This is a genomic window from Marinoscillum sp. (genome assembly GCF_040222955.1).
Lineage (GTDB): Bacteria > Bacteroidota > Bacteroidia > Cytophagales > Cyclobacteriaceae > Marinoscillum.
In genome coordinates, this window is the sequence record NZ_JAVKCA010000017.1 from 114,339 (window position 1) to 138,232 (window position 23,894).

The 23,894-nt window shown below is 47.0% G+C and carries 23 protein-coding genes and 2 tRNA genes; 9 read left to right on the plus strand and 16 right to left on the minus strand.

The window, feature by feature from the left end:
- Positions 1 to 13 precede the first annotated feature (13 nt).
- The gene (locus tag RIH33_RS14940) at positions 14 to 382 is read right to left on the minus strand and encodes an arsenate reductase family protein (protein WP_406652397.1); all 369 of its coding nucleotides are present in this window, start codon (positions 380 to 382) and stop codon (positions 14 to 16) included.
- Between the two features lie 157 nt (positions 383 to 539).
- Here RIH33_RS14940 and RIH33_RS14945 point away from each other — a divergent pair.
- Positions 540 to 611 (plus strand) — tRNA-Arg (locus tag RIH33_RS14945).
- A gap of 56 nt (positions 612 to 667) precedes the next feature.
- On the opposite strand, the gene RIH33_RS14950 is transcribed toward RIH33_RS14945, so the two are convergent.
- The 3 genes from RIH33_RS14950 to RIH33_RS14960 all read right to left on the minus strand — a co-directional run bounded on the left by RIH33_RS14950 (position 668) and on the right by RIH33_RS14960 (position 1,896).
- Positions 668 to 1,159 (minus strand): FISUMP domain-containing protein, encoded by a 492-nt coding sequence (locus RIH33_RS14950; RefSeq protein WP_406652399.1) that lies wholly within the window; start codon positions 1,157 to 1,159, stop codon positions 668 to 670.
- A 92-nt stretch (positions 1,160 to 1,251) separates the two neighbouring features.
- Positions 1,252 to 1,632 carry a VOC family protein gene (locus tag RIH33_RS14955; RefSeq protein WP_406652401.1) on the minus strand — a complete coding sequence of 127 codons (381 nt, stop codon included), beginning with the start codon at positions 1,630 to 1,632 and terminating at the stop codon, positions 1,252 to 1,254.
- 18 nt (positions 1,633 to 1,650) lie between these two features.
- Positions 1,651 to 1,896, minus strand: coding sequence for a hypothetical protein (locus RIH33_RS14960; protein WP_406652403.1), 246 nt, complete (start codon positions 1,894 to 1,896; stop codon positions 1,651 to 1,653).
- A 537-nt stretch (positions 1,897 to 2,433) separates the two neighbouring features.
- On the opposite strand from RIH33_RS14960, the gene RIH33_RS14965 reads away from it, so the two are divergent.
- Together RIH33_RS14965 and RIH33_RS14970 are read left to right on the plus strand one after the other, a co-directional pair.
- Positions 2,434 to 3,294 carry a sterol desaturase family protein gene (locus RIH33_RS14965; protein ID WP_406652404.1) on the plus strand — a complete coding sequence of 287 codons (861 nt, stop codon included), beginning with the start codon at positions 2,434 to 2,436 and terminating at the stop codon, positions 3,292 to 3,294.
- A 44-nt stretch (positions 3,295 to 3,338) separates the two neighbouring features.
- Complete coding sequence (locus tag RIH33_RS14970) at positions 3,339 to 4,106, plus strand: M23 family metallopeptidase (RefSeq protein WP_406652406.1); 768 nt, start codon at positions 3,339 to 3,341, stop codon at positions 4,104 to 4,106.
- Between the two features lies 1 nt (position 4,107).
- Here RIH33_RS14970 and RIH33_RS14975 read toward each other — a convergent pair whose 3' ends face one another.
- From RIH33_RS14975 to RIH33_RS15000, 6 genes are read right to left on the minus strand one after another with little or no spacing between them, the layout of a single operon-like run.
- On the minus strand, positions 4,108 to 5,337 hold the full coding sequence (locus RIH33_RS14975) for a hypothetical protein (protein WP_406652408.1): 1,230 nt from the start codon (positions 5,335 to 5,337) through the stop codon (positions 4,108 to 4,110).
- The gene (locus RIH33_RS14980; protein WP_406652410.1) at positions 5,330 to 6,337 is read right to left on the minus strand and encodes a Kelch repeat-containing protein; all 1,008 of its coding nucleotides are present in this window, start codon (positions 6,335 to 6,337) and stop codon (positions 5,330 to 5,332) included. Before RIH33_RS14980 ends, RIH33_RS14975 begins: the two co-directional genes overlap by 8 nt.
- Positions 6,338 to 6,340: 3 nt before the next feature.
- Positions 6,341 to 7,642, minus strand: coding sequence for a DUF4270 family protein (locus RIH33_RS14985; protein ID WP_406652411.1), 1,302 nt, complete (start codon positions 7,640 to 7,642; stop codon positions 6,341 to 6,343).
- Positions 7,639 to 8,298, minus strand: coding sequence for a hypothetical protein (locus RIH33_RS14990; RefSeq protein WP_406652413.1), 660 nt, complete (start codon positions 8,296 to 8,298; stop codon positions 7,639 to 7,641). Before RIH33_RS14990 ends, RIH33_RS14985 begins: the two co-directional genes overlap by 4 nt.
- A 3-nt stretch (positions 8,299 to 8,301) precedes the next feature.
- Positions 8,302 to 11,076, minus strand: coding sequence for an outer membrane beta-barrel protein (locus RIH33_RS14995; RefSeq protein ID WP_406652415.1), 2,775 nt, complete (start codon positions 11,074 to 11,076; stop codon positions 8,302 to 8,304).
- Positions 11,073 to 11,435: a hypothetical protein gene (locus RIH33_RS15000; RefSeq protein WP_406652417.1), complete on the minus strand. Its 363-nt coding sequence runs from the start codon at positions 11,433 to 11,435 to the stop codon at positions 11,073 to 11,075. Before RIH33_RS15000 ends, RIH33_RS14995 begins: the two co-directional genes overlap by 4 nt.
- A 237-nt stretch (positions 11,436 to 11,672) precedes the next feature.
- On the opposite strand from RIH33_RS15000, the gene RIH33_RS15005 reads away from it, so the two are divergent.
- Complete coding sequence (locus RIH33_RS15005; RefSeq protein ID WP_406652419.1) at positions 11,673 to 12,725, plus strand: sensor histidine kinase; 1,053 nt, start codon at positions 11,673 to 11,675, stop codon at positions 12,723 to 12,725.
- On the plus strand, positions 12,722 to 13,414 hold the full coding sequence (locus tag RIH33_RS15010) for a LytR/AlgR family response regulator transcription factor (protein WP_406652421.1): 693 nt from the start codon (positions 12,722 to 12,724) through the stop codon (positions 13,412 to 13,414). The genes RIH33_RS15005 and RIH33_RS15010 overlap by 4 nt, the downstream gene beginning before the upstream one ends.
- Here RIH33_RS15010 and asnS read toward each other — a convergent pair.
- Entirely contained in the window at positions 13,411 to 14,859 is a 1,449-nt protein-coding gene (gene asnS, locus RIH33_RS15015) for an asparagine--tRNA ligase (protein ID WP_406652422.1), read from the minus strand. The genes RIH33_RS15010 and asnS overlap by 4 nt on opposite strands.
- Positions 14,860 to 14,970: 111 nt before the next feature.
- On the opposite strand from asnS, the gene rpoN reads away from it, so the two are divergent.
- Together rpoN and RIH33_RS15025 are read left to right on the plus strand one after the other, a co-directional pair.
- On the plus strand, positions 14,971 to 16,404 hold the full coding sequence (gene rpoN, locus RIH33_RS15020) for an RNA polymerase factor sigma-54 (RefSeq protein ID WP_406652424.1): 1,434 nt from the start codon (positions 14,971 to 14,973) through the stop codon (positions 16,402 to 16,404).
- A 15-nt stretch (positions 16,405 to 16,419) separates the two neighbouring features.
- Positions 16,420 to 17,025, plus strand: a complete 606-nt coding sequence (locus RIH33_RS15025; protein WP_406652425.1) for a hypothetical protein — start codon at positions 16,420 to 16,422, stop codon at positions 17,023 to 17,025.
- Here the strand turns inward: RIH33_RS15025 and RIH33_RS15030 are convergent.
- Entirely contained in the window at positions 17,022 to 17,714 is a 693-nt protein-coding gene (locus tag RIH33_RS15030) for an outer membrane beta-barrel protein (protein ID WP_406652427.1), read from the minus strand. The genes RIH33_RS15025 and RIH33_RS15030 overlap by 4 nt on opposite strands.
- 306 nt (positions 17,715 to 18,020) lie before the next feature.
- On the opposite strand from RIH33_RS15030, the gene RIH33_RS15035 reads away from it, so the two are divergent.
- Positions 18,021 to 18,293 (plus strand): GIY-YIG nuclease family protein, encoded by a 273-nt coding sequence (locus RIH33_RS15035; RefSeq protein WP_406652429.1) that lies wholly within the window; start codon positions 18,021 to 18,023, stop codon positions 18,291 to 18,293.
- A 52-nt stretch (positions 18,294 to 18,345) separates the two neighbouring features.
- A tRNA-Arg gene (locus tag RIH33_RS15040) sits at positions 18,346 to 18,419 on the plus strand.
- 704 nt (positions 18,420 to 19,123) lie between these two features.
- Here the strand turns inward: RIH33_RS15040 and RIH33_RS15045 are convergent.
- The 4 genes from RIH33_RS15045 to RIH33_RS15060 form a co-directional block, all read right to left on the minus strand.
- A complete protein-coding gene (locus RIH33_RS15045; protein WP_406652430.1) occupies positions 19,124 to 19,573 on the minus strand; it encodes a hypothetical protein in 450 nt (149 codons plus the stop codon).
- 136 nt (positions 19,574 to 19,709) lie between these two features.
- Entirely contained in the window at positions 19,710 to 22,676 is a 2,967-nt protein-coding gene (locus RIH33_RS15050; RefSeq protein WP_406652432.1) for a type I restriction endonuclease subunit R, read from the minus strand.
- Complete coding sequence (locus tag RIH33_RS15055) at positions 22,666 to 23,361, minus strand: nucleotidyl transferase AbiEii/AbiGii toxin family protein (RefSeq protein WP_406652434.1); 696 nt, start codon at positions 23,359 to 23,361, stop codon at positions 22,666 to 22,668. The genes RIH33_RS15050 and RIH33_RS15055 overlap by 11 nt, the downstream gene beginning before the upstream one ends.
- On the minus strand, positions 23,355 to 23,867 hold the full coding sequence (locus RIH33_RS15060; protein ID WP_406652436.1) for a hypothetical protein: 513 nt from the start codon (positions 23,865 to 23,867) through the stop codon (positions 23,355 to 23,357). The genes RIH33_RS15055 and RIH33_RS15060 overlap by 7 nt, the downstream gene beginning before the upstream one ends.
- Between the last annotated feature and the right edge of the window lie 27 nt (positions 23,868 to 23,894).

Genomic DNA, 23,894 nt, shown 5'->3' on the forward strand with positions numbered 1-23,894 from the left:
CTGGAGATGTCTCTTAACTCATGTCTTTTTTGATCAATTCATAGGAGGAACCAATCAGTCTCGCACTGTCGTGATAGATCACCACTGGCGTTTTGATCAAATCCGTATGTTTTCGGATGGCTTTCAGGGTATCCTCCCTGTCCAACTCCACGCCCACATACTCCTTCAGGTAAACCGCTGATCGTCGGTTGATTAAATCCTCAGGCTCCACTTCCAGTCGCTCCAAAATCTCCTGCAGCTGCCACTCGGTAAAGGTATGCGCTCTTACGTCGAGGGTTTTCACCTGATAATTTTTCAGACTTTGCGCGTAGGCGAGGGCTTCCCTATCCTGAAGATCATTGGAGTCATAGATGAAAAGCAGTTCATTTTCGGCTATTTCCATTTTCCTCTCTTTTACCCCCTCAACCACGCAAACCCGGTATTGTTTGATGGAAGGAGGAACAGAAACCGCTTAAAAGGGCGTTCAAAGGCTTTAAAATACCCTTCAGATGAATTGAATTAGATCAATAATTTCCTACTTTTGCTACCCGAAATTTTAAGGTCTCATAGTTCAACGGATAGAATAGAAGTTTCCTAAACTTTAGATCCAGGTTCGATTCCTGGTGAGACCACAGAAAAGCCCCCTGATTGAGTTTAGGAGGCTTTTTTTATGATAAGTAAAGTTAAATCACTCTTTCACACACCTGCACGCCGTCCTCAACGACCCGGAGGCAGGCCTGATGCTAACTTCTCCGTTTTCAGCGTTTAATTCTACTGCCAGCGGCATGTTCAGGGAGTCATCGAGGGTTGAGGTCCAGTAAACCGTTTGCTTCCCAAAGCCCAAAAAACGACCTGATTCCAAAAAACCAACAGGTTTGGGCCGGATGAGATTTGCACTGTTTCCCAGGGCCTGCCATTCATCCAGGGTAGGGACACGCCAGCCTTTGGGGCAAAGGGTATCACTGGCAATGGCACTGCCGGCATAATACACCTCTCTCCCACTGAGGTAGTAAAAATGACTGTGGTTTTTGTTAAATCGAAGGTTTTCGGCCATCCATGTTTTAGAATCCACCGAGACTGTTGAATACCGGCCATTGTCACGTACGTCGCGAAGGCTACTTTGTGCAAGGGCATATTGGCTAAAGACCAACAGTAAAAGGGTAATCGCAATCCATTTCATTGGTTAAGGGTATAATGGAGTCGATCATAAAGGCGAGTTCCAAAACTAAAGCAACAAGGGTCTCAATCCAATTTTTTCAACAAATATTGCTATCAACCTTGGCCCTGAATCACGGATAGAATGTTCCCGGACGGATCTTTGAACCAGGCTATTGCGGGTCCATGCTCACTTCTACTGATGCCTTTAGCATCCGTGTCTATTGCCCCCTTGTATTGTTCAAAGGTGACACCCTGCCTTATCAGGTCATCCACAGCCTGTTCGATATCCGCCACCACAAAATTGAACACCGTGAAAGAAGCCGGCTGATGATCCGGCTTTGGGTAAACCATTACCGTTTTATTCTCAGAAATGTGAAGTTCCAACAGGCCCATGGGATTGTCCCGGACATCCAGGCCCAGGATCTCCTCATAAAATTTTCTGGCCTTGCCTAAATCATTCACGGAAAAGCTGCTGAAAGTATCTAAATATTTCATGTCGGTTTTGTTAAAGGTTTATCTCATTCGTTCGATAGGGTGCTCCACCACATCCGGAAGTATCTCTGCGCGAAATCCCTGCTTTTCCAACATCCGAATAACCGTTTTAGGTTCAACCTCTCCCTCCGAACTAACCACCCTTAATATGTGATCGCAATCCTGAAGGTCAAAATTGGCCGTATACCCCATTTGATGATTTAGCTGCCTAATCAGGAAAGAGGCATCTTCTGTGCTCATCACATCCGTTTTGAAAATCTCAATCACCGTGTCATTTTTTTATTAAAAAAACAGTTCGGAGAACCCTTTACCCAAGCTCACCGAGCTTTACCCAAAGCTAGCCAGGGCAGTTTGGCTCGTTCATGTACATATCCGACAATCCAGTGGGTGAATTGCGACATCTCGGGAGATTATATAACTCTTGCCTCCGTGCACCCAAAATGGAATACGTAAACCGCTGATTGGGAGTTGAATCAAACAAAAAAGCCCCGGCATCATGTACCAGGGCTTTCCAAAAAGGAATTATAAAATGGTTATCTGCTCTATGAAATGAGTATTCAAAATATATCAATTAATGTCATTAGAAATTTTGAATAATTAAAAGAAGGGTGGTTTCTTCCTTTTATAATTATCAAAATCTAAATTTAAAAGAAAAAGAATCGTAAAAACAAATACCGCATTCTCTGGAGTCGCACAATGGATCCGATAAGAAGCAACCAGAGGACCAATCGAAGAATATTTTGGGCAACGATTGAAAATATTGAGATTGTCGTAACGAGTACGACCAAAAATTACCTATAAGAAATGGAAGATCTGATCGCTTTTTTTGAAAATGTACCGACCTGGTTTCGCTCACTGATTCTCATCGGTGGTATCGTGATATTTTGGGTTTTGGAAGGTGTATTGCCACTTTTCTCTTTTCAATACAAAAAAGTAAGACATGCCGGTTTAAATCTTTTTTTTACCTTCACTACAGCCGTCATTGGTTTTGGCCTGGCGGGGGTTTTGCTCATGGCCTCTGACTATGTCACCACCCATCAGATCGGCCTCTTATACCTGGTGGAAATGCCCCTTTGGCTACAGGTAATTGTAGGTGTTTTACTCCTGGATCTGATTGGTGCTTATTTCATTCACTGGACCGAACATAAGGTGAAATGGATGTGGAAATTTCATTTGGTACACCACAGCGACACCACCGTGGATGTCACTACGGGCCTGAGGCACCACCCCGGGGAAACGGTTTTTCGCATCACATTTACCATCCTGGCCGTAATGGTGGTGGGCGCTCCCATGGGCATCGTGATGCTCTATCAGTCGCTCTCGGTTTTGTTTGCGCACATCACCCATGCCAATATCAACATGCCGGCACGGATAGATAAACTGCTTTCCTTTGTATTTGTGACCCCAAACATGCACAAAGTACACCACCATTTCACCCAACCCCTTACCGATACCAACTACGGAAACATTTTTTCTTTCTGGGATCGCATCTTTGGCACCTTTGCGAGCGTTGAAGATACGAGGAGTCTGAAGTATGGCATAGATACCCATATGAAGCCCGAAGAAAATGACCACCTGGGCAACTTACTGGGCATTCCCTTTCAGGCTTACCGTACGCCTTCGGGGAAGTTTTCTGACCCGAACCTGAAAGAGCAAAAAGCATAGCCAACTTGATCAAATACCTTCTTTTACTTCTTATTTTTCCTGGAATGGGTCTATCCATGCAGGAAAAGGGTGTGACCGTATTTCATGAACAGCTCCCGGATAAGTCCATCCGGATTTTTGCCAAAAACATCACTGAAGTGCCTCAAAGTGTGAAAATAGAAGGAACCATCAAAGGCATGGAGTCTTCAGAATCGCTGCCCATGGTTCTGCTGGTGGCTCCCGGCGAAACCAAATACGCCTTTTCACTCACCCCGGAAAAAGGCACGTCTTATTCTTACAACTACAAATACACTTATATCCAGGGGGATGTCACTGCCGTGCACAACGACGACCATGTCTATCGACTCCCTTTCCGAAAAGGGGAATCTTACCTGGTGGGACAGGGGTATAACGAGCGTCCCACTCATATGAATCAATACGCCGTAGATTTTAACATGGACGAGGGCACCAGCGTCTGTGCCATACGGGACGGAGTGGTGATGCAGGCCGTAGACAACAACTCCAAAGGGTGCCCTAAAGAAGAATGCACGCAGTTTAACAATTTCATACTGGTACGACATGAGGATGGCAGCATTGCGGACTACTCGCACCTGAAAAAGCGAGGCGCTATGGTCTCCATCGGGCAGGAAGTAAAAGCCGGACAGCCGATAGGGCTGAGTGGCTCCACTGGCTGGGCCAGTGGACCACACCTGCACCTGGAAGTGTACGTGATGCGCTTCTCCGGCCAGCAATCCGTGAAAGTGGAATACCATCTGGACAAAAACACCATTGGCATCCCCCGATCCATGCAGTCCTACACTCAGGAACTGTGAATTAGTCGTAAACCTTCTTTCTGAACCACACATCCCGCATACTCACATTGAGTGTGAAGGTGTGGGTCTGCTCATAGACCAACTGATTGGACTGGGTACCCATCCCACTATACTGATAGCCCAGATTGAGCAGGCCAAAGCCTCTGTTGACAGGCATGCTGAGACCTACGGAAATGGCGGCATTGGTGTAATTGGTATTTCGCACTACGGTGTAGTTAGTCTTCCACTCATAACCTGCACGCCAGGAGATCCTGTTGAAATAGGACACTGAAGCGGGATTGTTGACGAATTCTGCACCCAGCGCAAAGGAAAGCTGATCGCGGTAATCAAAGTTCTCGGCACTCTCATTCACACCCCATTTTTCCAGTTGGGATTCAGCGGAAATCCGCCATGAGCCCAACTGATACTCCATTCCCAAACCCCATTTTTCCGGTAAGGTCAGTTGCTCCTGTCCCACCGTGGTAAGGCTATCGAAGGTCGCTCTGATCACCTTACTTTCAGTTTCAAACGTCATCCGGTATGCCGGCCGATAGGTGGCACCGATGGTCAGCCGCTGACCCTCCGCCACGGGTATGATGTACTGGCCTCCAAATTCTGCAATGAATTTTCGAACAGCGCTGTTTTGTTCTACTTCCAGGCCATTCACAAGGCTATTGCCCGAAACCGTCTGCAACGAAGACAAGTTGCCCAGCAAGAAGCTACCCTTCACCCCCAGGTTAAGTCTTTTGGTAACCTGCTGACTCGCACCCAAATAAAACCTGGTAATCCCTCCTGTTCCCTGATAGCGAACGCTATAGCTATTAATTAGTGAGGACAATACATAGGAGTCCGTCACATCATACCGCCCATCACTGAAAGCGGAAGCGCCCAGGGTGATGGCGGACCTTTTGCCTGTTCTGAGCCAGAGATTCATCCCTTCCAGTCCGCCCAGCATGGTGGAAAAAGACTCTTCCCCGGCAGATTGGTGCAGATTTTTCAGCGACAGGTCTATGTCAAATATCTGAGTAGGTCCTGAGATGGCATTGAGTGCCGCAGGGTTCTCCAGGTTGACATAGGAAGTGGACCTGGAACCTATCCCGGTATTGCCCATGCTGCGGTATCCGCCAATTCCTTCGCCAACGAGCGTACCAACACCAAAAATATTATATGCCGAACCGGTGGTGGACTGCGCCCTTACCTGAAGCATTAAGGCAAAAAAAAGCAGCACCAAAAAGCTGCCCTTATTAGTCATATTCGTCATATTCTGCCAAAGGATCAAATGACCATATGTCATCAAAACGCTGACTGCTGTTTCTTCCAGTGGCGATGTAGGCTTTATTAGACACCACGAATGCCACCGCATTGGATCTGGAAGACCCCTCGAAAGCTGTGATGTCATCCTCCCATTCATTGGCCTCAGGGTCATAACTAAAGACACTCGACGTGTATGAGTCTGAAATACCCGTGGCCAGATAACCCAGGCCATCTACCGAAAAGGAGACCCCGTTGTACCGGCTAATGGCACTCAAATAGATCTCATAAGTATCATCTTCATCATAAAGTGTAAGGTCAGTCCAGCTCTCATCAGTAGGGTCAAACCTCCAGAAATCATAAAGATATACTCCGTTATTTCGGCCAGTAGCTACATAGGCCTGGTCATTCATGACAAAGGCCGTCGCACTTTCTCTTTTGGATCCGTATAAGCTTACAGCCTGGGTCCACGAGTCGCTGGAGGGATCATATCTCCAGAAATCCTTCAGGTAGTTTCCGTCGTATCCTGTGCCAATGTAACCATTGCCTGCCAGCGCAAATCCCACCGCAGCATAGCGCTTGCTTCCCGGGAAATCAGCTTTTTGTGTCCAGGTATCTGTGTCCGGGTCATATGCCCAAAAGTCATCCAGCTCTTCTTCGTCCAGGTCGTCATTGTAGCCGGTGCCCATGTAGCCTTTGCCGTCTAGGCTGAAAGACACTGTGGACAACCGTCCCACACCCGGGAAAGAAGCCATCTTCTGCCAGAAGTTTTTGGATGGGTCAAACCGCCAAAAATCTGTGAGGTAATCATCTCCATCCGAGCCTAGTCCCACATAGGCATAATTCCCGATGGAAAAGCTAATGGCTCCGGACCTGGTAACCCCTTCAAAATCTGACTGCTTCACCCAGTTGCCATAATCAGTGGTATCGGTACTTTCATCACAGCTGGTGATGGAGAGTAAAAGAATGGCCGATAAGAAACCTAATAATTTAGTTCGCATGCTTTATTTAGTTGAAATGGTATATATGATTAATTCGCTTTGAAGGGATGCATCTCCAAGAACCAATGAATTGATGGACGTATTGAGATAATCATCGTCCATGGTAATCAAAATCGCATATTGGTTGATCACGAGCGGTTCCAGCAGATTCTCCACCAGTGTGCTCACGTCCAAAGTGTAATAAGTGTCTCTGCCAAACTCATCGTCATTATGCAGGATGGCATAGGTGAGGTCTTCTGTAACCGTCACATTATAATCGTTCACATAAAAGGCCTTTAAGCGCTCCGGGAAAGGCTGATCTTCTGAATTTTTACCGGTAGGATACAGGCGCAGCTCTGCAGAAGCAATGAGATAATCATCACCTTCGAGCAGGAGGTTTCTGATTCCGGGAAAATCCACCCGGATGGCATACCCAAGGCCTCCTACCACCGTCCCCACGTGCCCCGTCTCATTAGATGACACCTCATCTTCCAGGGTCTTCAGGTCTGCAAAAGCCGGATCAACGTTAGTCTGCCCAATCCGCGTATAGTGAGGCGCTCCATCTATGGAAAACTCAAAATATTTCTGCGTGATCGGTAGCTCATGGGGATTTGAATAATAAAGCCTCATCCTGATCCCATCGGTTTCAAACCCCAGAAAGGGTGCCAGCTCTGTGCTGTCAAATCGCACACGAAAACCATTGAGGTACTGCTGAAATTCAGAATCGGAGTAGTAGATTTCATCCTTTTCCCGGATTTTTTCAAAAAGAGTTTCCCCAAAATCCGTGTTCAACGTGATTTCAATTTCCTCCAATCGGCCCAGTGAAAGTCTGACCTGCTTCCTACCCAACTCGAACAGGTCTCCCACTGTAGCCTTCTGCTCTGAGACATTATAGAGCTGTCCATCACTGCGGTAAGCCAGGTCAGCGCTTAGCCTCTCCACCACCATCGATCGATAGACATCCTCATCCAGCCCATAAGTGTAACCATCCGGAGAGAGGATGAGGGTAACCGAATCGAACAGCTCCTGATCCTCCAAATCATAAATGGAGTAATCACTGGCAGGCAAGAGCAAAAAGTAGGTTTCTGCGGTAACGTCGCCCACATAGTCATAAGATCCTCTTCCTACCATCAGACGGCCGGTGCCACTGGTGGGTAGGGAGTCAAACTTCACGGTATACATCTGAAGACCGACGGAATCCACGTAGGAAACCTGGAAATTTTCTTCTCCAAAAAACTCATCTCCAATCAGTGATGTCTCCGAACACCCCCACAGGAGGGCCAACATCAACACTCCTGATAGTCTGTTTTTACTCCTTTTGATCATTCGATCGTCGCTATGTGCCAAAAATCAATTTTATCTGTCCGCCGATAGCCGGGGACGAGCATTGGGCCTATTCCGTGACCCCTGTCCTCCACCTCAAACCCTACGGCCAGGCGCTCCAGTCCTTTTTTACTTTTCATCTCAAGAAATTTCAATGGTATTTTAAATTCATAAACCAGGTGCTGACTCAAACTGTCCAACCCAACCACTACATCCAGGTCCAGCTGAAGACGGGATTTCTGCACGACCAACATTTGATTGGAAATGACTCCCTTCAGGCCGAAATCATCCAGGCCCGGTTTCGGCACTCGAAAATACCGGGTGTGAACTGGCGACAGATCAGGCTTAACCCGATCGATCACCGGGTAGCGAATCCCAATACTTTTGGTCTTTCTCCCGTCAGGGTTGAGCCAGAGGGTAAGCCCCGAATCAAACATCATGCGCCTGGTCTTCTCTCCCGTCCCCTCTACCAGCACATAGGCGAAATACTGATCCATGGCGAGCGCAAAAACCAACTCACCAAATTCGGTTCGGTCAAACCCCTCTGCCCAGTCATCCGCCTTGCCATCCATGATCATCGGATCATCGGTGTAAGAAACCCTCCCGGTCGGGGTACAGGCCACTGTGCCCAAAATCAACATGATCACCGCTGACTTCATCTGCTAGTTGGCATTTCGGAAATTATAAGAGAAATTGACCATGAAGTAAGTGCCCAAAACCTCTGTCTGGGTATCCTGAACATAAGTTTCTGTCACCTCTCGGGAAATACTCGTGTTTTGACCCAGCAAGTCGAATACACTCAGACCAATTTCGCCCCGGTTTTCGGGAAATATCTTCTTCCCGATGGAAGCATTCCACAGGGCGTATTGCTGATTGTAGGCGTCTGAGAGACCGGCATAAAGCTGATGACTAAAATCCGTCCTGAAGACAATCTGCGCAGGAAGAATCAGGTTGACCCTGGCTGAAGTCACCTGATAGTAATAATTATTGTTTAGCTGTGGCTGAAATGTATTATTGACCATGTAATAGCTCCCATCATATGACAGGGTAAAGTCTACCTTTTCACTGATGTTGCTGGAAAGCACCAGGCCCTGTCCCAACCCCGTGGACCTGGATTTATTATCCTGACCGTTCACCTGTCCGGGGGTGATTGTGTGACTGATCGTGGTATTGAAATTGAGCCCTGACGACAAAAAACTCAGCGGCAGTCCGTAGGTCATAAATACCCTGCTGCTCAGGTACCCATTCATATTCACAGGACGGGTAAACTGGCCTCCGGACAACAACCGAATCCCATTCTCCAGGGTGGTATCCTGTGTGGCTGTGAAAGTAGAACTGGTGATGTAATGATTCGTCTGCGTGGTAGAAAACATGGCGAAAAAGCTCGTCCCCCGCTGACTGTTGGCAGCCCCATACCTGGACATGAGTGTGTGCGAATAGCTCTGTCTCAAGTTGGAATTACCAGACTCAAGTGATAGCGGGTTACTGTTGTCCACTACATCCTGCAGGTCTGTGACCGAGGGTTCCTGAGTGTTGGTTCGGTAAAACAGCCTAAGGTTCTTACTGTCATCAAATTCATACCTCAACATGACGGAGGGTAGGACATTTTGAAAGCTCCTGCCCAGGTCTTCACTCGTAGGAAAAGTGCTTTCTCCCGAGAGCAGCGCATATTCATAAGCCAGACCAGCCCTGAGCATCATCGAAGATTTGCGATACATGTACCCGGCACTCAACTGGTGTGTTTGATACTCACTACCAAACACACTGGACAGAGTGGTGTCCAGTTGAGCGTTTTGTTCTTCATCAAGACTGAAAGTTTCTTTGTTGGAATCGTTGAAAGTGACGCCTGCCGCATAGCCCAGTTCGAGCATAGATGCCTCTCCTATCCGCTCTGTGAACCTCAGGTTTGCTGAATATGTAGTCGTATTCACTTCTGTGTCTGTCCGCTGGTTGGTTGTGTCACTTATTCCATCATTGCTGGTATAGCTGGTGAGGGCGTTGAGCAGGGTTTCCTTCTGCACATGATTGGCACTTGACCTTAACCCCAGAGAAATGGTTCGGCCGGGGGTATTCATCCGGTGCCTGATCAAAAGGTCATTGGATAAATTATAAGCTCCACTCTCAGTGGTGCTTTGGGTCTGCGTGGTGCTCAGTCTGCTGCCATCTGCCGCATCAAACACCCCCTGCAAGTCGGTATCAGCCAGGTTTTGCTGAAAACTGATCCGTGGTGTAAATAATACAGAGGTCTTATCATTGAGCGTATAGTCCATCCGGAGATTAAGCCGATGGTTGTCATTCTCACTATCAGCATTATATGTCTCCGTGTACTGCTGATCCTCCGCGCTGCTCAAAAAATACTCCTCGTGGGTGAGCTGATCATTGGAATTATCACTGCTGTTATAAAAATAGCTGGTGTTCAGTTTCAGCTGATCGCCAATGTCATCGGTAAAGTTGACCCCAAAAGACTCCGTCTGAGAAATTCCGCTTTGCTGACCGGTGAGAAAATCAGACGAACTGCTCCCGGAACCCACACCTCGTCCCGGAGGACGTCCTCCACCTGGTCTTCCCCTCGTATCTCCACTCGACACCCCGACCAGGTCTTCGGACGAAAAATTCTGAACATTGATGTTATTGCTGAGGCCCACCAGTGTTATTCGTTGATCGTCATTAAAAAAATTGATGTTTCCCCCGCCGCTGTATTTTTCATCCTGCCCTGCTCCGATGTACGCCTTCCCAAATTGACCGTTCTGAAACTCACTCTTGGTGATGATATTGATGGTTTTGGTCGTGTTGCCATCATTGAAACCGGTGAACTTTGATTGTTCGCTTAGTTGATCAAAAACCTCTATCCGATCGATCACCTGTGCGGGAATCGTCTTCAGGGCTATGGACGGATCATCGCCAAAAAACACTTTTCCATCCACCAATATGCTCTTGACGGATTCCCCTTCGGCCTGTACGCCATCTGAGTCCACAATCATGCCCGGCATTTTTCTGATCAGGTCTTCGGCATTGGCGTCAGGATTGGTCTTGTAGGCACTGGATAAGTACTGAGTGGTATCTCCCCTAATGATCACACCCACTGTCTGCCCTTTCACCTCCACAGCATCCAGCACCTGGGTGTCATAGGCCAGCTCTACCGTACCCAGCTCCAGAGAACCCTGAATCCTGATGATTTTTTGGTACACCTGAAAGCCCACACTTCTGATCTCCAACTTGTAAAAAGCGGGTGTGATCCCCGACAACTGAAAATAGCCATCCACATCTGTCAGCCCGAAGTACTGAACCGTGGAATCCTTAAGACTTGCAATGGCCGCAGTAGCGGCCATCACGGGTTCACCATCCCCTTCACTCAAAACCCTCCCAGTTACTTTAAGATCCTGCCCGGTGACCACCACGGTCACAACGCAGAAAAATATGAATAGAAGCTGCTTCACTTACCACGGGGACCTCTCCCGTTTTCGGCAATGAGTTGCTCATATTTCTGGTACTGCGCTTCAGAGAGCAGATCTTTCATTAGCTCATTTTTCTCTTTCCGGATCTTCATCATCTTTTCCCTCATCTCAGGCGAAGGCCCATCAGTCGAAGCGGTTAGTTCCTGTACTTTTAATGCGTGGTCTTCATAGATTTTATCGATTACCACCTGCTGGTCTTCTGTCAGGTCTTCCATATTTTCCAGGACATTTTGTTTCTCCTCAGACACCCTAGCCACAGGATCAAATGACCCCCGCTGAGCTTCACTTTGGTAACCCAGGTAAATAAGTGCCAGAAACATTGTTACTTTTAATGCATTCATGTTGTGCCAGTTTTAATGTGCATCGAAAGTAGGCGAGGGAAAAATCCTGCTCAAAAGATTTCAACCAACCAGAGCAAAATCTCAATCAACAAACCCAAAACGACCAAAATGCAGCCAGAGACTAGGTTTGTTGAACAAAACCCTTCGTTGATTGAATACACCAGGCAGTTGGTAGAAATCCTCCCGAAAAGACAGGTGAAAAGGGTACTATTACGCTATACTTTAATTTTACCCCAGATGAGACGCAAAGAAGTAAGTATCCACATCATTTCCTGGCTGGCATTTTCGCTCATAGTTTTCTATTGGCACTCAAACATGTTTGACAACCCCAATGCACTGATTCAAACGGCGAGGCTCATCAGTATTGGTATGGCACTCTTCTACATCAACCTATACCTCCTTCTGCCCAGATTTTTTGAATCCAATCAGTTCATCAAGTATTCACTATCAGTCCTCTTCATCCTGGGAGCCGCCTATCTCCTCTTTTTATTCACCAATGACCTCTCCCCACGACCGGAGATGAGAATGCCCCCCGGCATGAGAGAAGGCACACCATTGCGCAACAGACCGTCCATGCCCGACCGTGCCATGAGCCGTCTGATGATTTTCACCATCATCAACTGCCTTCCCATGCTCTTCTTCTCTACCATCATCTGGCTATCGGACGAAAACCGAAAGAGAAAGCAGCGCGAGGCCACACTCATCAATGAAAACCTGGAATCAGAAATGCGCTTTCTGAAGTCTCAGATTAATCCGCACTTTCTCTTCAATGCGCTAAATAATATCTACTCGCTTTCTCTCACCAGGTCTGAAAAAGCCCCCCAGCTGATCCTCAAGCTATCGGAGATGTTGCGCCATGTGGTCTACCATAACACCAGCCCGGTGCAACTTGAAAAAGAGATAGGGTACATCCAAAACTTCATCGACTTTCAAAATCTCAAAATAGGAGAACCGATTGACGTCTCCTTTCACCATGAGGAAGCTGATAACAACCTCATCATCGAGCCTATGTTGCTTATCCCTTTTGTGGAAAATGCATTTAAGCATAGCAACATCGAGAATGATCCGAAGGGATTCATCCACATAACCATCTCTACTAAGCATAATAAGGTGATTTTCGACATCCGAAACTCCATCCCTACGCTGGAACACACCAAAGACAAAACCTCAGGCATAGGGATAGAAAATGTGACCAAAAGACTGGCCATGGGATATCCGGGAAGGCATCAATTTCGTAAGGAGATCGAGCACAATGTATTTCATGTGAACCTACAGATCGATTGCAAATGAACATCAACTGCCTCATCATAGATGACGAACAGCCAGCCCGGGCGCTTATCCGCACTTATGTGGAAAAAATACCCGGACTCAACATCCTTGGTGAGTTCAAAAATCCCGTGGAGGCCATTTCTACCATCTCCACTAAAAAAATTGACATCCTCTTTCTGGATATACAAATGCCGGGATTAACCGGGTTGGAGTTTATACGAACCCTGAGGTACAAGCCCGACATCATACTTACCACCGCCTATTCTGAATATGCACTGGAAGGCTATGAGCTGGAAGTGACCGACTACCTGATGAAACCCATTGCTTTCGATCGGTTTCTACGGGCTGTCAACAAAGTCATTCAGAAAAAACAAATTTCATCAGAAACCTCTGCAGGTATTTCATCGGAGCATTTTCTCATCAAGTCTGATGGTCAGACCCACAGGATTGCGCTTACAGATATACTTTATATAGAAGGCCTGAGGGAGTACGTCACCTTTGTGCTCACTGATAAAAAAATTATTGTACTGGAGTCGCTTCGGAAACTGGAAACGGAGCTTCCGCAGGAAACTTTCATCAGGGTGCACAAATCTTTCATTGTGAACAGCCACCGGGTAGACAGCCACTCCGGTCATGACCTCACCATCGGCGCAAAAAAAATCCCGATAGGTGCCAGCTATCGGGATGAAGTACTGAATAAACTTTTTTAAAATTCGCAGTTGCCCGGAGTACGAGGAAAGGGAATCACATCCCGGATATTGCCCATGCCCGTGACAAACAGAATCATGCGCTCAAAGCCCAGTCCATAGCCACTGTGTGGTACCGATCCGAATCGTCGGGTATCCAGGTACCACGACATTTCCTCCACAGGAATATTCATGGCCTCCATTCTTTCAGTGAGCTTGTCCATCCGCTCCTCACGCTGTGACCCACCGATGATTTCCCCAATGCCGGGAAAAAGGATGTCCATGGCACCTACGGTCTTCCCATCGTCATTTTGGCGCATGTAGAAAGCCTTGATGTCCCGTGGGTAGTTGTAGAGGATCACCGGTTTCTTGAAATGCTTCTCCACCAGAAAGCGCTCATGCTCAGACTGCAGGTCTGCACCCCACTCTTCTATGAGGTACTGAAACTTCTTCTTCTGGTTAGGCTTTGATCGCTTCAGGATCTCTATGGCCTCTGTATAGCTCACCCGCTCAAAATCGTTCTCCAACACAAACTTCAACCGCTCTGTGAGGGTCATCTCCGCGCGCTCAGCCTGAGGTTTGTTTTTATCCTCCTCCTCAGCTCTTTTCTCCAGAAAGGCCAGGTCGTCAGCGCAGTTGTCCAGGGCATGCTGCACCAGGTACTTCAGCATCTCCTCAGCCAGGTCCATGTTGTCCTTCAGGTCATAAAATGCCATTTCGGGTTCAATCATCCAAAACTCCGCCAGGTGCCTGGTGGTGTTGGAATTCTCCGCCCGGAAGGTAGGCCCAAAGGTATAAACCTCCGCCAGGGCCATGGCAGCCAGCTCGCCTTCCAGCTGACCGGAAACCGTGAGGTTGGCCTCTTTTTCAAAAAAGTCCTGCTTAAAATCTACTTCGCCTTCCGCATTTCTGGGGATGGCGTCCAGCTCAAAGTTGGTCACCTTAAAGGCCTCACCCGCACCCTCTGCATCCGATGACGTGATGATGGGGGTATTGATGTAGAAAAATCCTTTGTCGTTGAAAAATTTGTGCACCGCAAAAGCCATGGCATGTCGCACCCGCATGATCGCGCTGAAAGTATTGGTACGCAGACGCAAATGCGCGATCTCGCGCAGAAACTCCAGGCTGTGTTTTTTGGGTTGCAGCGGGTACTTTTCCGGATCAGCTTCTCCAAACACCTCGATGCTCTCCGCAATCAGCTCACACGACTGACCTGCTCCCTGAGAAGCCACCAGCTTACCTGTGGCCGCAATGCTGGCTCCGGTTGTTACCTTTTTCAGGAGCTCCTCACCAAATTTCTCCACATCTGCCACCACCTGAATGTTATTGATCGTGGAGCCGTCATTCAGTGCGATAAACGCCACATTTTTGCTGGCTCGTTTGGTCCTTACCCAACCCATCAGGGTCAATTCCTCACCTATTGGCTCTCTGGCCAAAACTTCCTGAATTTTCGTACGTTTTTCTCTCACGGGATCAATAACTTAAGTCTGTTAAAAACAGGGCAAAAAAACGATAATTTACCGTTTTAATCAAAGAATCCTTTAATTATGAATAATTTTGGTTTTGAGCTAAACTGAACAATGCAAAAACTCAACCTTACCCAATCATTATCCCAAAAACTGTCGCCACAGCAGATACAGTTTATAAAGCTCCTGCAGGTGCCCACAGCAGAGCTGGATACCCGCATAGAGGAAGAGCTGGAGATCAATCCTGCACTGGAAGAAGGCTTGCCCGAAAAGGAAGATGATTATGCGGACGATGCACCGGACGAGTTTGACAACTCTGAACCAACCATAGAAGAGTACCTGCATGATGACTTTTCAGGTTACAAAATGCAAGGGGACGGTCGCAATCCGGATGAGGATGATAAGGAGATGCCCATCTCTGTGGGCAGTACCCTCCATGAGCAGCTCATGACCCAGTTTGGTTACCTCCGCCTGGACGAGCGTCAGCACGTGATCGGTGAGCAGCTCGTAGGGAGCATAGATGCAGACGGCTACATCCGCCGAGAGCTGGAGGCCATCGTCAATGACCTGGCATTCGCCCAAAACATAGAAACCGATGTAGAGGAGCTGGAGAGTATCCTGTACAAAATTCAAAACTTTGACCCGCCGGGAGTAGGAGCACGAAATCTTCAGGAGTGCCTCCTGCTACAACTGGAACGCAAAGATGAAGACCTGGAGTACCTGGAAATCGCCCGACTGATTGTAGACAAATGCTTCAATGAGTTTTCGAAAAAACATTACGACAAGATTGCCAAAAAACTGGGCATCGAAAGTGAAGACGCGCTGAAAGATGCCATTGCCATGATCACCAAGCTCAACCCCAAACCGGGCGGAAGTGGCGAAGACCTGGTGAAAACACAATACCTCATTCCTGACTTCATGCTCACCAATAACAATGGCAAGCTGGAGCTTACCCTCAACTCGCGTAATGCCCCACAGCTGCAGATCAGCCGGTCATACTCTGATATGCTGCATGCCTATGACAAAAGTGACAAACGCGACAAAAAACTCAAAGAAACCGTCACTTTCATCAAACAGAAACTGGATTCAGCCAAGTGGTTTATCGATGCAATCAAGCAACGGCAAAATACCCTACTGAACACCATGCAGGCCATTATCGACTTTCAGTACGAGTATTTTCTGGAAGGTGATGAAGCGAAGCTGAGACCCATGATCCTGAAAGACATTGCAGACACCATCAACATGGACATCTCCACCGTGTCTCGCGTGGCCAACAGCAAAGCCATCCAAACCGAATTTGGAATTTATCCATTGAAATATTTCTTCTCTGAGGGCATCGCCACGGATTCTGGTGAGGATGTGAGCAGCCGAGAGGTCAAGCACAAGCTGAAGGGGATCATAGAAGGTGAGGACAAAGCCAAGCCGCTCTCTGATGATAAACTCGAAAAAATGCTCCGTGCCGAAGGTTACAACATCGCCAGACGAACGGTAGCGAAGTACCGCGAGCAGTTGAATATTCCTGTGGCCAGACTGAGAAAACAACTCTAGGTGACGGGCTATTTTATGAAAATCATCTCTGCGCTCTTTCACCCGCTACTTATGGCCACATACTGTAGTGTGCTTTTCTACCTGGTTGTACCCGAAATATACAGCCCCATACCACTGCAGTCTGTACCGTATTTCATCGGTGCTATTTTCATGACCACCAGTGTGATTCCGGCCATGAGTATTCTTTTCCTCAAACTCACCAAACGGGTATCGAACCTGGAAATCACCAAACTGGAAGAGCGGTCACTCCCCTTCCTGTCGATCGGGGCATTTTATGGGGTCACTACTTACATGTTTTACACCAAAATGAGGCTGCCAATCACCCTGCTCGTCATTATGATCGCCGTGACGGCCATGATCTTTGCGATTTTTCTGATTAGCCTTAAGTTCAAGATTAGCGTGCACTCCGCAGCGGTCTGGGGGGTAGCCGGATTGTTCTCCGCTTTCAGTATAAAATACCTCTCTACGGACATCATCCTGCCATTGGCCGGGCTCTTTCTGATCGCTGGTCTTACCACCACCTCCCGGCTGTATCTCAACCGACATACACCGGGTGAAAGCTGGACCGGAGCTATTTTTGGCTTTGTATTCTGTTTTGTAGCGCTTTTCTTCTTTGGTTAGAAACCACTGAAGGTCACCCCAATGGTGTAGGCCTGTGGGTTCTTGGTGTCGTCAGGTGAACTGCTGAATACATTATTCAGGTAAGTCTTGTAGTAGACATGGAAGGTTTTGAAACCAAATCGGGCCTGTAGACCATATCTGAAGCGATTCACATTGAAATCGTCGTAGAGCTTTTCCTTGATAGAATTGTCCCCCTCGCTGTATTTGATCTTGGTGTGAGCGGATCCTACACGCATGCCACCAGTGGCTCCTAGTCCGATGAACCAACCTTCGCCGTTTACGGTACCCAGAGGGTGAATCCTGAATTCAACTGGAATTTCAAAATAGTTGGTCACCAGTTTGTTTTTGGTCAAAGAGACACCACTGATTGAGTCTAGTGAAATGGTGCCATCCGTACCTCTCAGCCAGGTCTGGTTGTCATCAAAGCCATATTTCTCGAATGTAAAACCTACACTCGGGTGAAAAGAGATGTAATCATTGAACCGCACGCGGGAGCTGTAGTAGATACCAAATGAATTAGAGCTCCACATGCGGGTGGGCAGCGCATCTGGTTTTTGTGTCCAGAAGTTGAACCCGTAATCCAGCATCAGATCGCCGGGAAGATCAGGCTGCTTTGGTCGTGAATTGTCCTGTGAAAACGCTGTGAAAGTAAGTGTCAGTAGAAAGGCAACTCCGCAAATTCGCTTCATATTCATTTTTAATTTCGCGCAAAGATAGAATCTATTTTAAAACCTACAGGATTAACGATGATTTATACCACAAATTATTAACTTTGTGCTCGATTTGATTCGGACAGAAAAAAGCATGAATCTCCTGCGGGGTTTTGTGTTAATGATCGGACGAAGATACTTTTAGAGGAATGATTTCATGGAGATCATTGTTATAAAAAGTGTTAAAATCGAAAATGGCTTCCTAGCTCCCCCGATAGCTATCGGGAGAATACCTGCCTTGCCGGCAGGCAGGGAGCACCTGATTACGGCAATTGAAATGATGAAATGTTTTATGTTTACATTCTAAAAAGCATTGAGCATGCCCGTCACTATACGGGAATGACTTCTGACTTGGAAAGAAGATTGTCGGAGCATAATTCTGGTAAAACGAAATCAACGAGGGCTTTCAAACCTTGGAAACTAGTTTATCTGGAAGAGTACGATACAAGAGCAGAAGCAAGAAATAGAGAGAAATATCTCAAAAGCGGTTCCGGAAGGGAATGGCTTAAAACGAAAATAGCTTCCCAGTTTACCTCGCCTAATGGCGAACTGAACTGAATACCTGCCTTGCCGGCAGGCAGGGAGCACCTGATTACGGCAATTGAAATATGGCTTCCTAGCTCAACTGAATAGAGCACCTGATTACGGCTCAGGAGGTTGCAGGTTTGAATCCTGCGGAGGTCACTAAGAGAGCAAAACCTGTCGCGCATGCGGCAGGTTTTTGTGTTTTAAAGGCGATTTGAATTTATTCAAGGGAGCCTTTGAAATACAAAAACCATTTGAATCGCAGATTCAATGGTTTTGCTATCGGAATTCGGAACGATTACAGGATCACTGAAAAGTAATCCTGCGGAGGTCACTAAGAGAGCAAAGCCCTTTCATGCACATGAAAGGGCTTTTGTGTTTTTGGACGTTCAAAATTCATTCTGAAAAGGAAGAAAAACACAAAAGACTAAATCTTTGATTTAGGGCTTTGCTATCGGAATTCGGAACGATTACAGGATCACTGAAAGTAATCCTGCGGAGGTCACTAAGAAAGGCTCGGGAAATAATCCCGGGCCTTTTCTGTTTTATATCTCTCCAATCAAACCTGCAACGGGTTGCAGCCCTGGCCGGGCGCGACTAGCCGTCCGCAACTAGCCGTCCACGTTTAAAATCCCTGCCTTGCCGGCAGGCAGGCTGCGGAGGTCACTAAGAGAGCAAAGCCCTTTCATGTATATGAAAGGGCTTTTGTGTTTTTAGACGTTCAGAATTCATTCTGAAAAGGAAGAAAAACACAAAAGACTAAATCTTTGATTTAGGGCTTTGCTATCGGAATTCGGAACGATTACAGGATCACTGAAAGTAATCCTCATAAAATTAAACCCAAACGATTTGTCACAGCCTTTTTATACGATCAACAAGGCCTTATCAAAGTGAGACTTCTTCACCTTTACATTAAGATTACCCAGGATTTCAGAGATCAGCTCCCTTCTTTGCCTTCTCGAATCTGAGGTGGCCCTATCCGCTATGACGCTAAAATCATAATTTCCATTCACCTTCATAGCTATCTCTAATCTGGGAAATTTTTGAAGCAGCTTGCGATCGTGGATCTCACGGAAATCAAGTAAATCATAATTTAAAGGTTCCTGATTATCGATGTGATAAATAGGCAAACATTCAATAATTGAATCCATCCATTCTACCATCACCACTTTCGGAATGAATCCATTTTGAAAGTAAAAAAACTCCTCATTGGTCAAATCCAGGTATTTTATAAGCCTCTGTTCAAAATCCCCCTCCTGACTATCCCTCTGAACAGGATAAAGATTCTGAAAGCGATCAATGCAACTAAGCATGACCGTAAATTGAAATTGCTTAACACTTAAGCGATGAGAAATCCAAATGGCCGCTAAGCCGATAACACCCATTATCGTGACTATATTAGCAATTATGGTTGTTGAAGATTCTATTGAATCCATTGATCATCCTATTTCAATAATACTCCTTAATATACTCATAGGCCCTATCAAAGAGCACTTGGTCCTTATGAAGCTGATATTTCAACAATGCCTTCCTGAGGGACTTTTGAACCTCCCGCTCTCCCGCGGATGAGTTTTGCCAGCCCGGGAAACGCACCTGCTTCACTATTTCATCAATGTCTTTGACGATCCGCTCCACCACCGCTGGAGTCTGATCGGTTTTTAGTTCCATAAACAATTCTGTCAATGCTGCTTCTGGTGTTTTCTCTTCTACCAGTAATTCCAGATCCTTTTCTGCCTGGACCGTTTCTCTGGCCAATTTGCAGAGTTCCTTTACAAACTCAATGGACGTAATCAATCCCTGTTCTGCTTTATCTCTGAGGGCTTCAAGACGTTCACTCAATTTTTTGAACTTCGGATTGCCTGCATGCTTCTTGAATCGTTTGACCAAAATTCTCTCCAGCTTTACGGCATTTTTGGGGTCAGGATTGTTGAAAATGTTTTCAATGGTATCGGCATCCAACACGAACTCATCCAGATGATGAACCTCACCCACATGCACATTCTCATGGATCAACTTCGTGGTTTGGGCACCAAGTGTAAACCATAAAAGCTTGCCCGTGTGATCTGATGCCGGACGCACCGATTCAAATACTTGCGACAACCATTTGTAATCAACCTGAAATTGATCAAGCACAGGGTCGGGTGAAAGTGACTCCCACAACCTGGACAGGTACTTATAGTCCCTGGCAAAGGCATCCTTCTTTTCATTCGTGCCAATGGCATTTTGAGCAGCTTCCAGTCCCTCGAACCCCTGAAGGGTTCGATCCACCCCTCCAAAATGATTTAATGCTTTCGCTATCGCCTCAGGTAATTTTTCTCTGAGTTCAGATAAGTTGGTGATCAGTCTTAGTACACTTTTTTCATCAAATTGCAGCGCCTTAGCGGCATCATCAAAAACACCGAAATAATCTACAATGCGCCCAAAATGTTTGCCCTTATACAGTCGGTTGGTTCTGCATATGGCTTGAAGCAGGGTATGATCCTTGATGGATTTGTCCAGGTACATAGTTTGGAGAATGGGTGCGTCAAATCCCGTGAGGAGCTTAGCAGTGACGATGATAAATTTCAATGATGAATGCTCATCCTCAAACTCCTCCACGATCTTTTCCTGCTTTCCTTTGTCCACACCCCATTTCTGCTTGAAGTCAAAATCATCGTTGGCAGATGTAGAAATCACCACCCTGCTTGCTGCAGGATCAAAGTATTTATCCAGTTCCTCTTTATACTGCACACAGGCATACCGATCTGGGGTCACGATCATGGCCTTAAATCCATGAGGCTCCACTTTCTCTCGGAAATGCTGTGCAATGTCCTCCACGATCTTAGCTACCCGCTCCGGACTTTTGAGAAATGCTGCCATCCGGGCAGAATGTTTGTTCAGCGCATCCGCCTCTTCATCAGACAAAGCTGAGGATTCCTTGAATGCTGCAAATAGCTTGTCGATGTTTTCGGTGTCCACATGAACATCAACCAGCCTGGGCTCAAAATGTAGCGGTTTGGTGGCATCATCCCTAAGAGAGTCATGGAAGGTATATCGCGACATGTAGCCGCCCTGATCTTCCTCTGACCCGAAAGCCCAGAATGTATTTTTGTCTGCTTTATTGACGGGGGTTCCCGTAAGGCCAAATAGAAAGGCATTAGGCAATGCGGCACGCATCTGGCGCCCCAAGTCACCTTCCTGCGTACGGTGCGCTTCATCCACCATCACGATGATGTTCTCCCGGTCGTTCAGGTTGGGAGGTGCATCCCGAAACTTGTGGATCATGGTAATGATGATCTTCCTGGTGTCTTTCTGCAAAAGATCTTTCAACTCACTGATACTCTCTGTAGTGATTACATTGGCCACATCTGCTGCATTGAATGTGCCACTGATCTGCGTATCCAAATCTGTACGATCTACCAGTATCAACACCGTGGGGCTCCTTAGATCGGCAAGCTTGCGCAACTTTTGCGCCGCAAACACCATCAACAATGATTTACCCGAGCCTTGAAAATGCCAGATGAGTCCTTTTTTGATTCTCCCCTCCCTGACTCGCTCCACCAGCTTATTGGCACCCTCGTACTGCTGAAACCGGCAAATGATTTTAATCCTTCTTTTTTTACTGTCCGTGGTGAAGAGGGTAAAGTTTTGTAGGATGTCCAATAACCTGCCGGGATTCAATAAATCAGATAACTCCTTTCCGATCTCTCCAAGCCCAAGACGCCTGGCCAACTCATCTTCTTCTCCCTCTATCCGCCAGGGCGCCCAAAAATCCAGAGGTGTGCACACACCGCCATAATAAAGCTGCTTGCCCTCAGAGGCAAAAGAGAGCACATTGGGTACGAATAATTGTGGAACAGCATTCTCATAGATGTCGTGCACCTCGTGCGCACCATCCAGCCAACTGATCGATGGGCGAATAGGTGTTTTCACTTCCCCGACTACTACGGGCAACCCATTGATCAAGAGAATGATGTCAGGGATCTTAGTCTCCCGGTGATGAACCCGGTATTGGTTAGTGATAATGTAGGTATTATTGGCCTTGTGATCAAAATCAATCAGTCGCACGGGCACGTGCCGGTTGTTCTCCCCAAAGGGCATGGTTTTCTCGCCCGTCATCCACTTGAAAAACTCCTCATTGGCACGAACGAGACCTACCTGATTCACTGTAAGTAGTATGGCCCGAAGTTTATAAATGACTTCATCCGCCAATTCATTTCGTTCGGCGATTTCGGGATTCAGGTTGATCAAAGCCTTGCGCAACTCCGACTCCACCAGTACCTCATTGATGCCTCTGCCTAGCTCGGAGGCAGAACGATATTGCCAACTATTACTGTAGGATACCTTGGGTTCCTCTGCCGCATTGCTATTGAGGTTGGTACCACTCAGCTGATGAATGATGTAATGTTCAACGCTATTGAGTTCGTTAAATCCCATCGACGGTATCCTTTAATGTGGTCATGATCATACCAAATCGCTCGTCTTGTTGCTCATGGTATAGGTTGCCAATAATAGCTTCTTGCAACAATTTACTTTCCAAAATCAATAAAAAGGATTCCTTTAGATAGTTTCTTACCGTTTCATCTGAATTGAGGATCTTTTCACGGATATCAGAAGTATGATTGAGTAAATAAACAATGTCCTCAAAATCATGACTGGCATATAAGTCCTTCATACCGCGATCACGGAAGGCGTCAAACTTGGTAGCCAAGAAATAGGGTAATGGTAAAATTTTGATCAACAACCCTTCCAGAACGTATGAGAAGGCTTGGCCAAAACCAAGCTCAAACCAGCGGTTGCCAGGTGCCCAACCAACGGGTATGGTGGCCATCACATCGACAAGCACATCTTCATATCGGAAGCGGCAGACCACTGAATCCTCCGCAGTTTGTGTGAATCCACGACTGATCAACTCCTCTCGCAGGGCTTCCAGCGCTCCCAGACTGGCAATCTCCATGGTCAAGTCCAGGTCTTTTGTAGGACGAACATCATCTGCAGATGGATCATCTATGTACAAACTGACTACTGCACCTCCTACATACACCACCTGATCATTAAGCTCTCCTAAAGCAGTGGCGATCTTCTTCGTGACTGCCCGGTTGATTTGCGTGTTCTTTAGCATATCCGCTTTTTGAGTGCTTCTACTGCGATATTTCGCTCACGAGCTCTGCCCACTCTGAGCGCGTCACACAAGGCCATTACTTCATAAAAAGCCGGATCCTTGAGGCAGGCCGCTGGCACACTTGGATAAAGAGGCTCTATCGCCTGACCTCTTACATTCCCTTCATGATGCGGCCAGACATAAGGTGCATCACTCATGATCTCCTCACTGAGCGGTGGTGCAGCATGGGCAGTGGGTACTCCTCTGACGAGTGCTCCCGGCTGCTGAGGATACACGTAGCGCAGACCGTATTGCAAAAAGTCCATCAAAGCCTGACGCATGACCTGCTTCTTATTCTGGTACAGCAACCCTGCAATAGACGAACGATTCAGGCTTTCACTGACCTCACTGGCGCTGATCTCCAACTCATGCGAAAGCTCTTTCATGGTCCAGGACTGCTCACCTTTGATGGCGATTTTGAGTAGGATGACAATATCCTGTGGACGCATGCCGCTGTGCTTTTTCATTGGTGGGTGTTTTGCTATCCAGTAAAG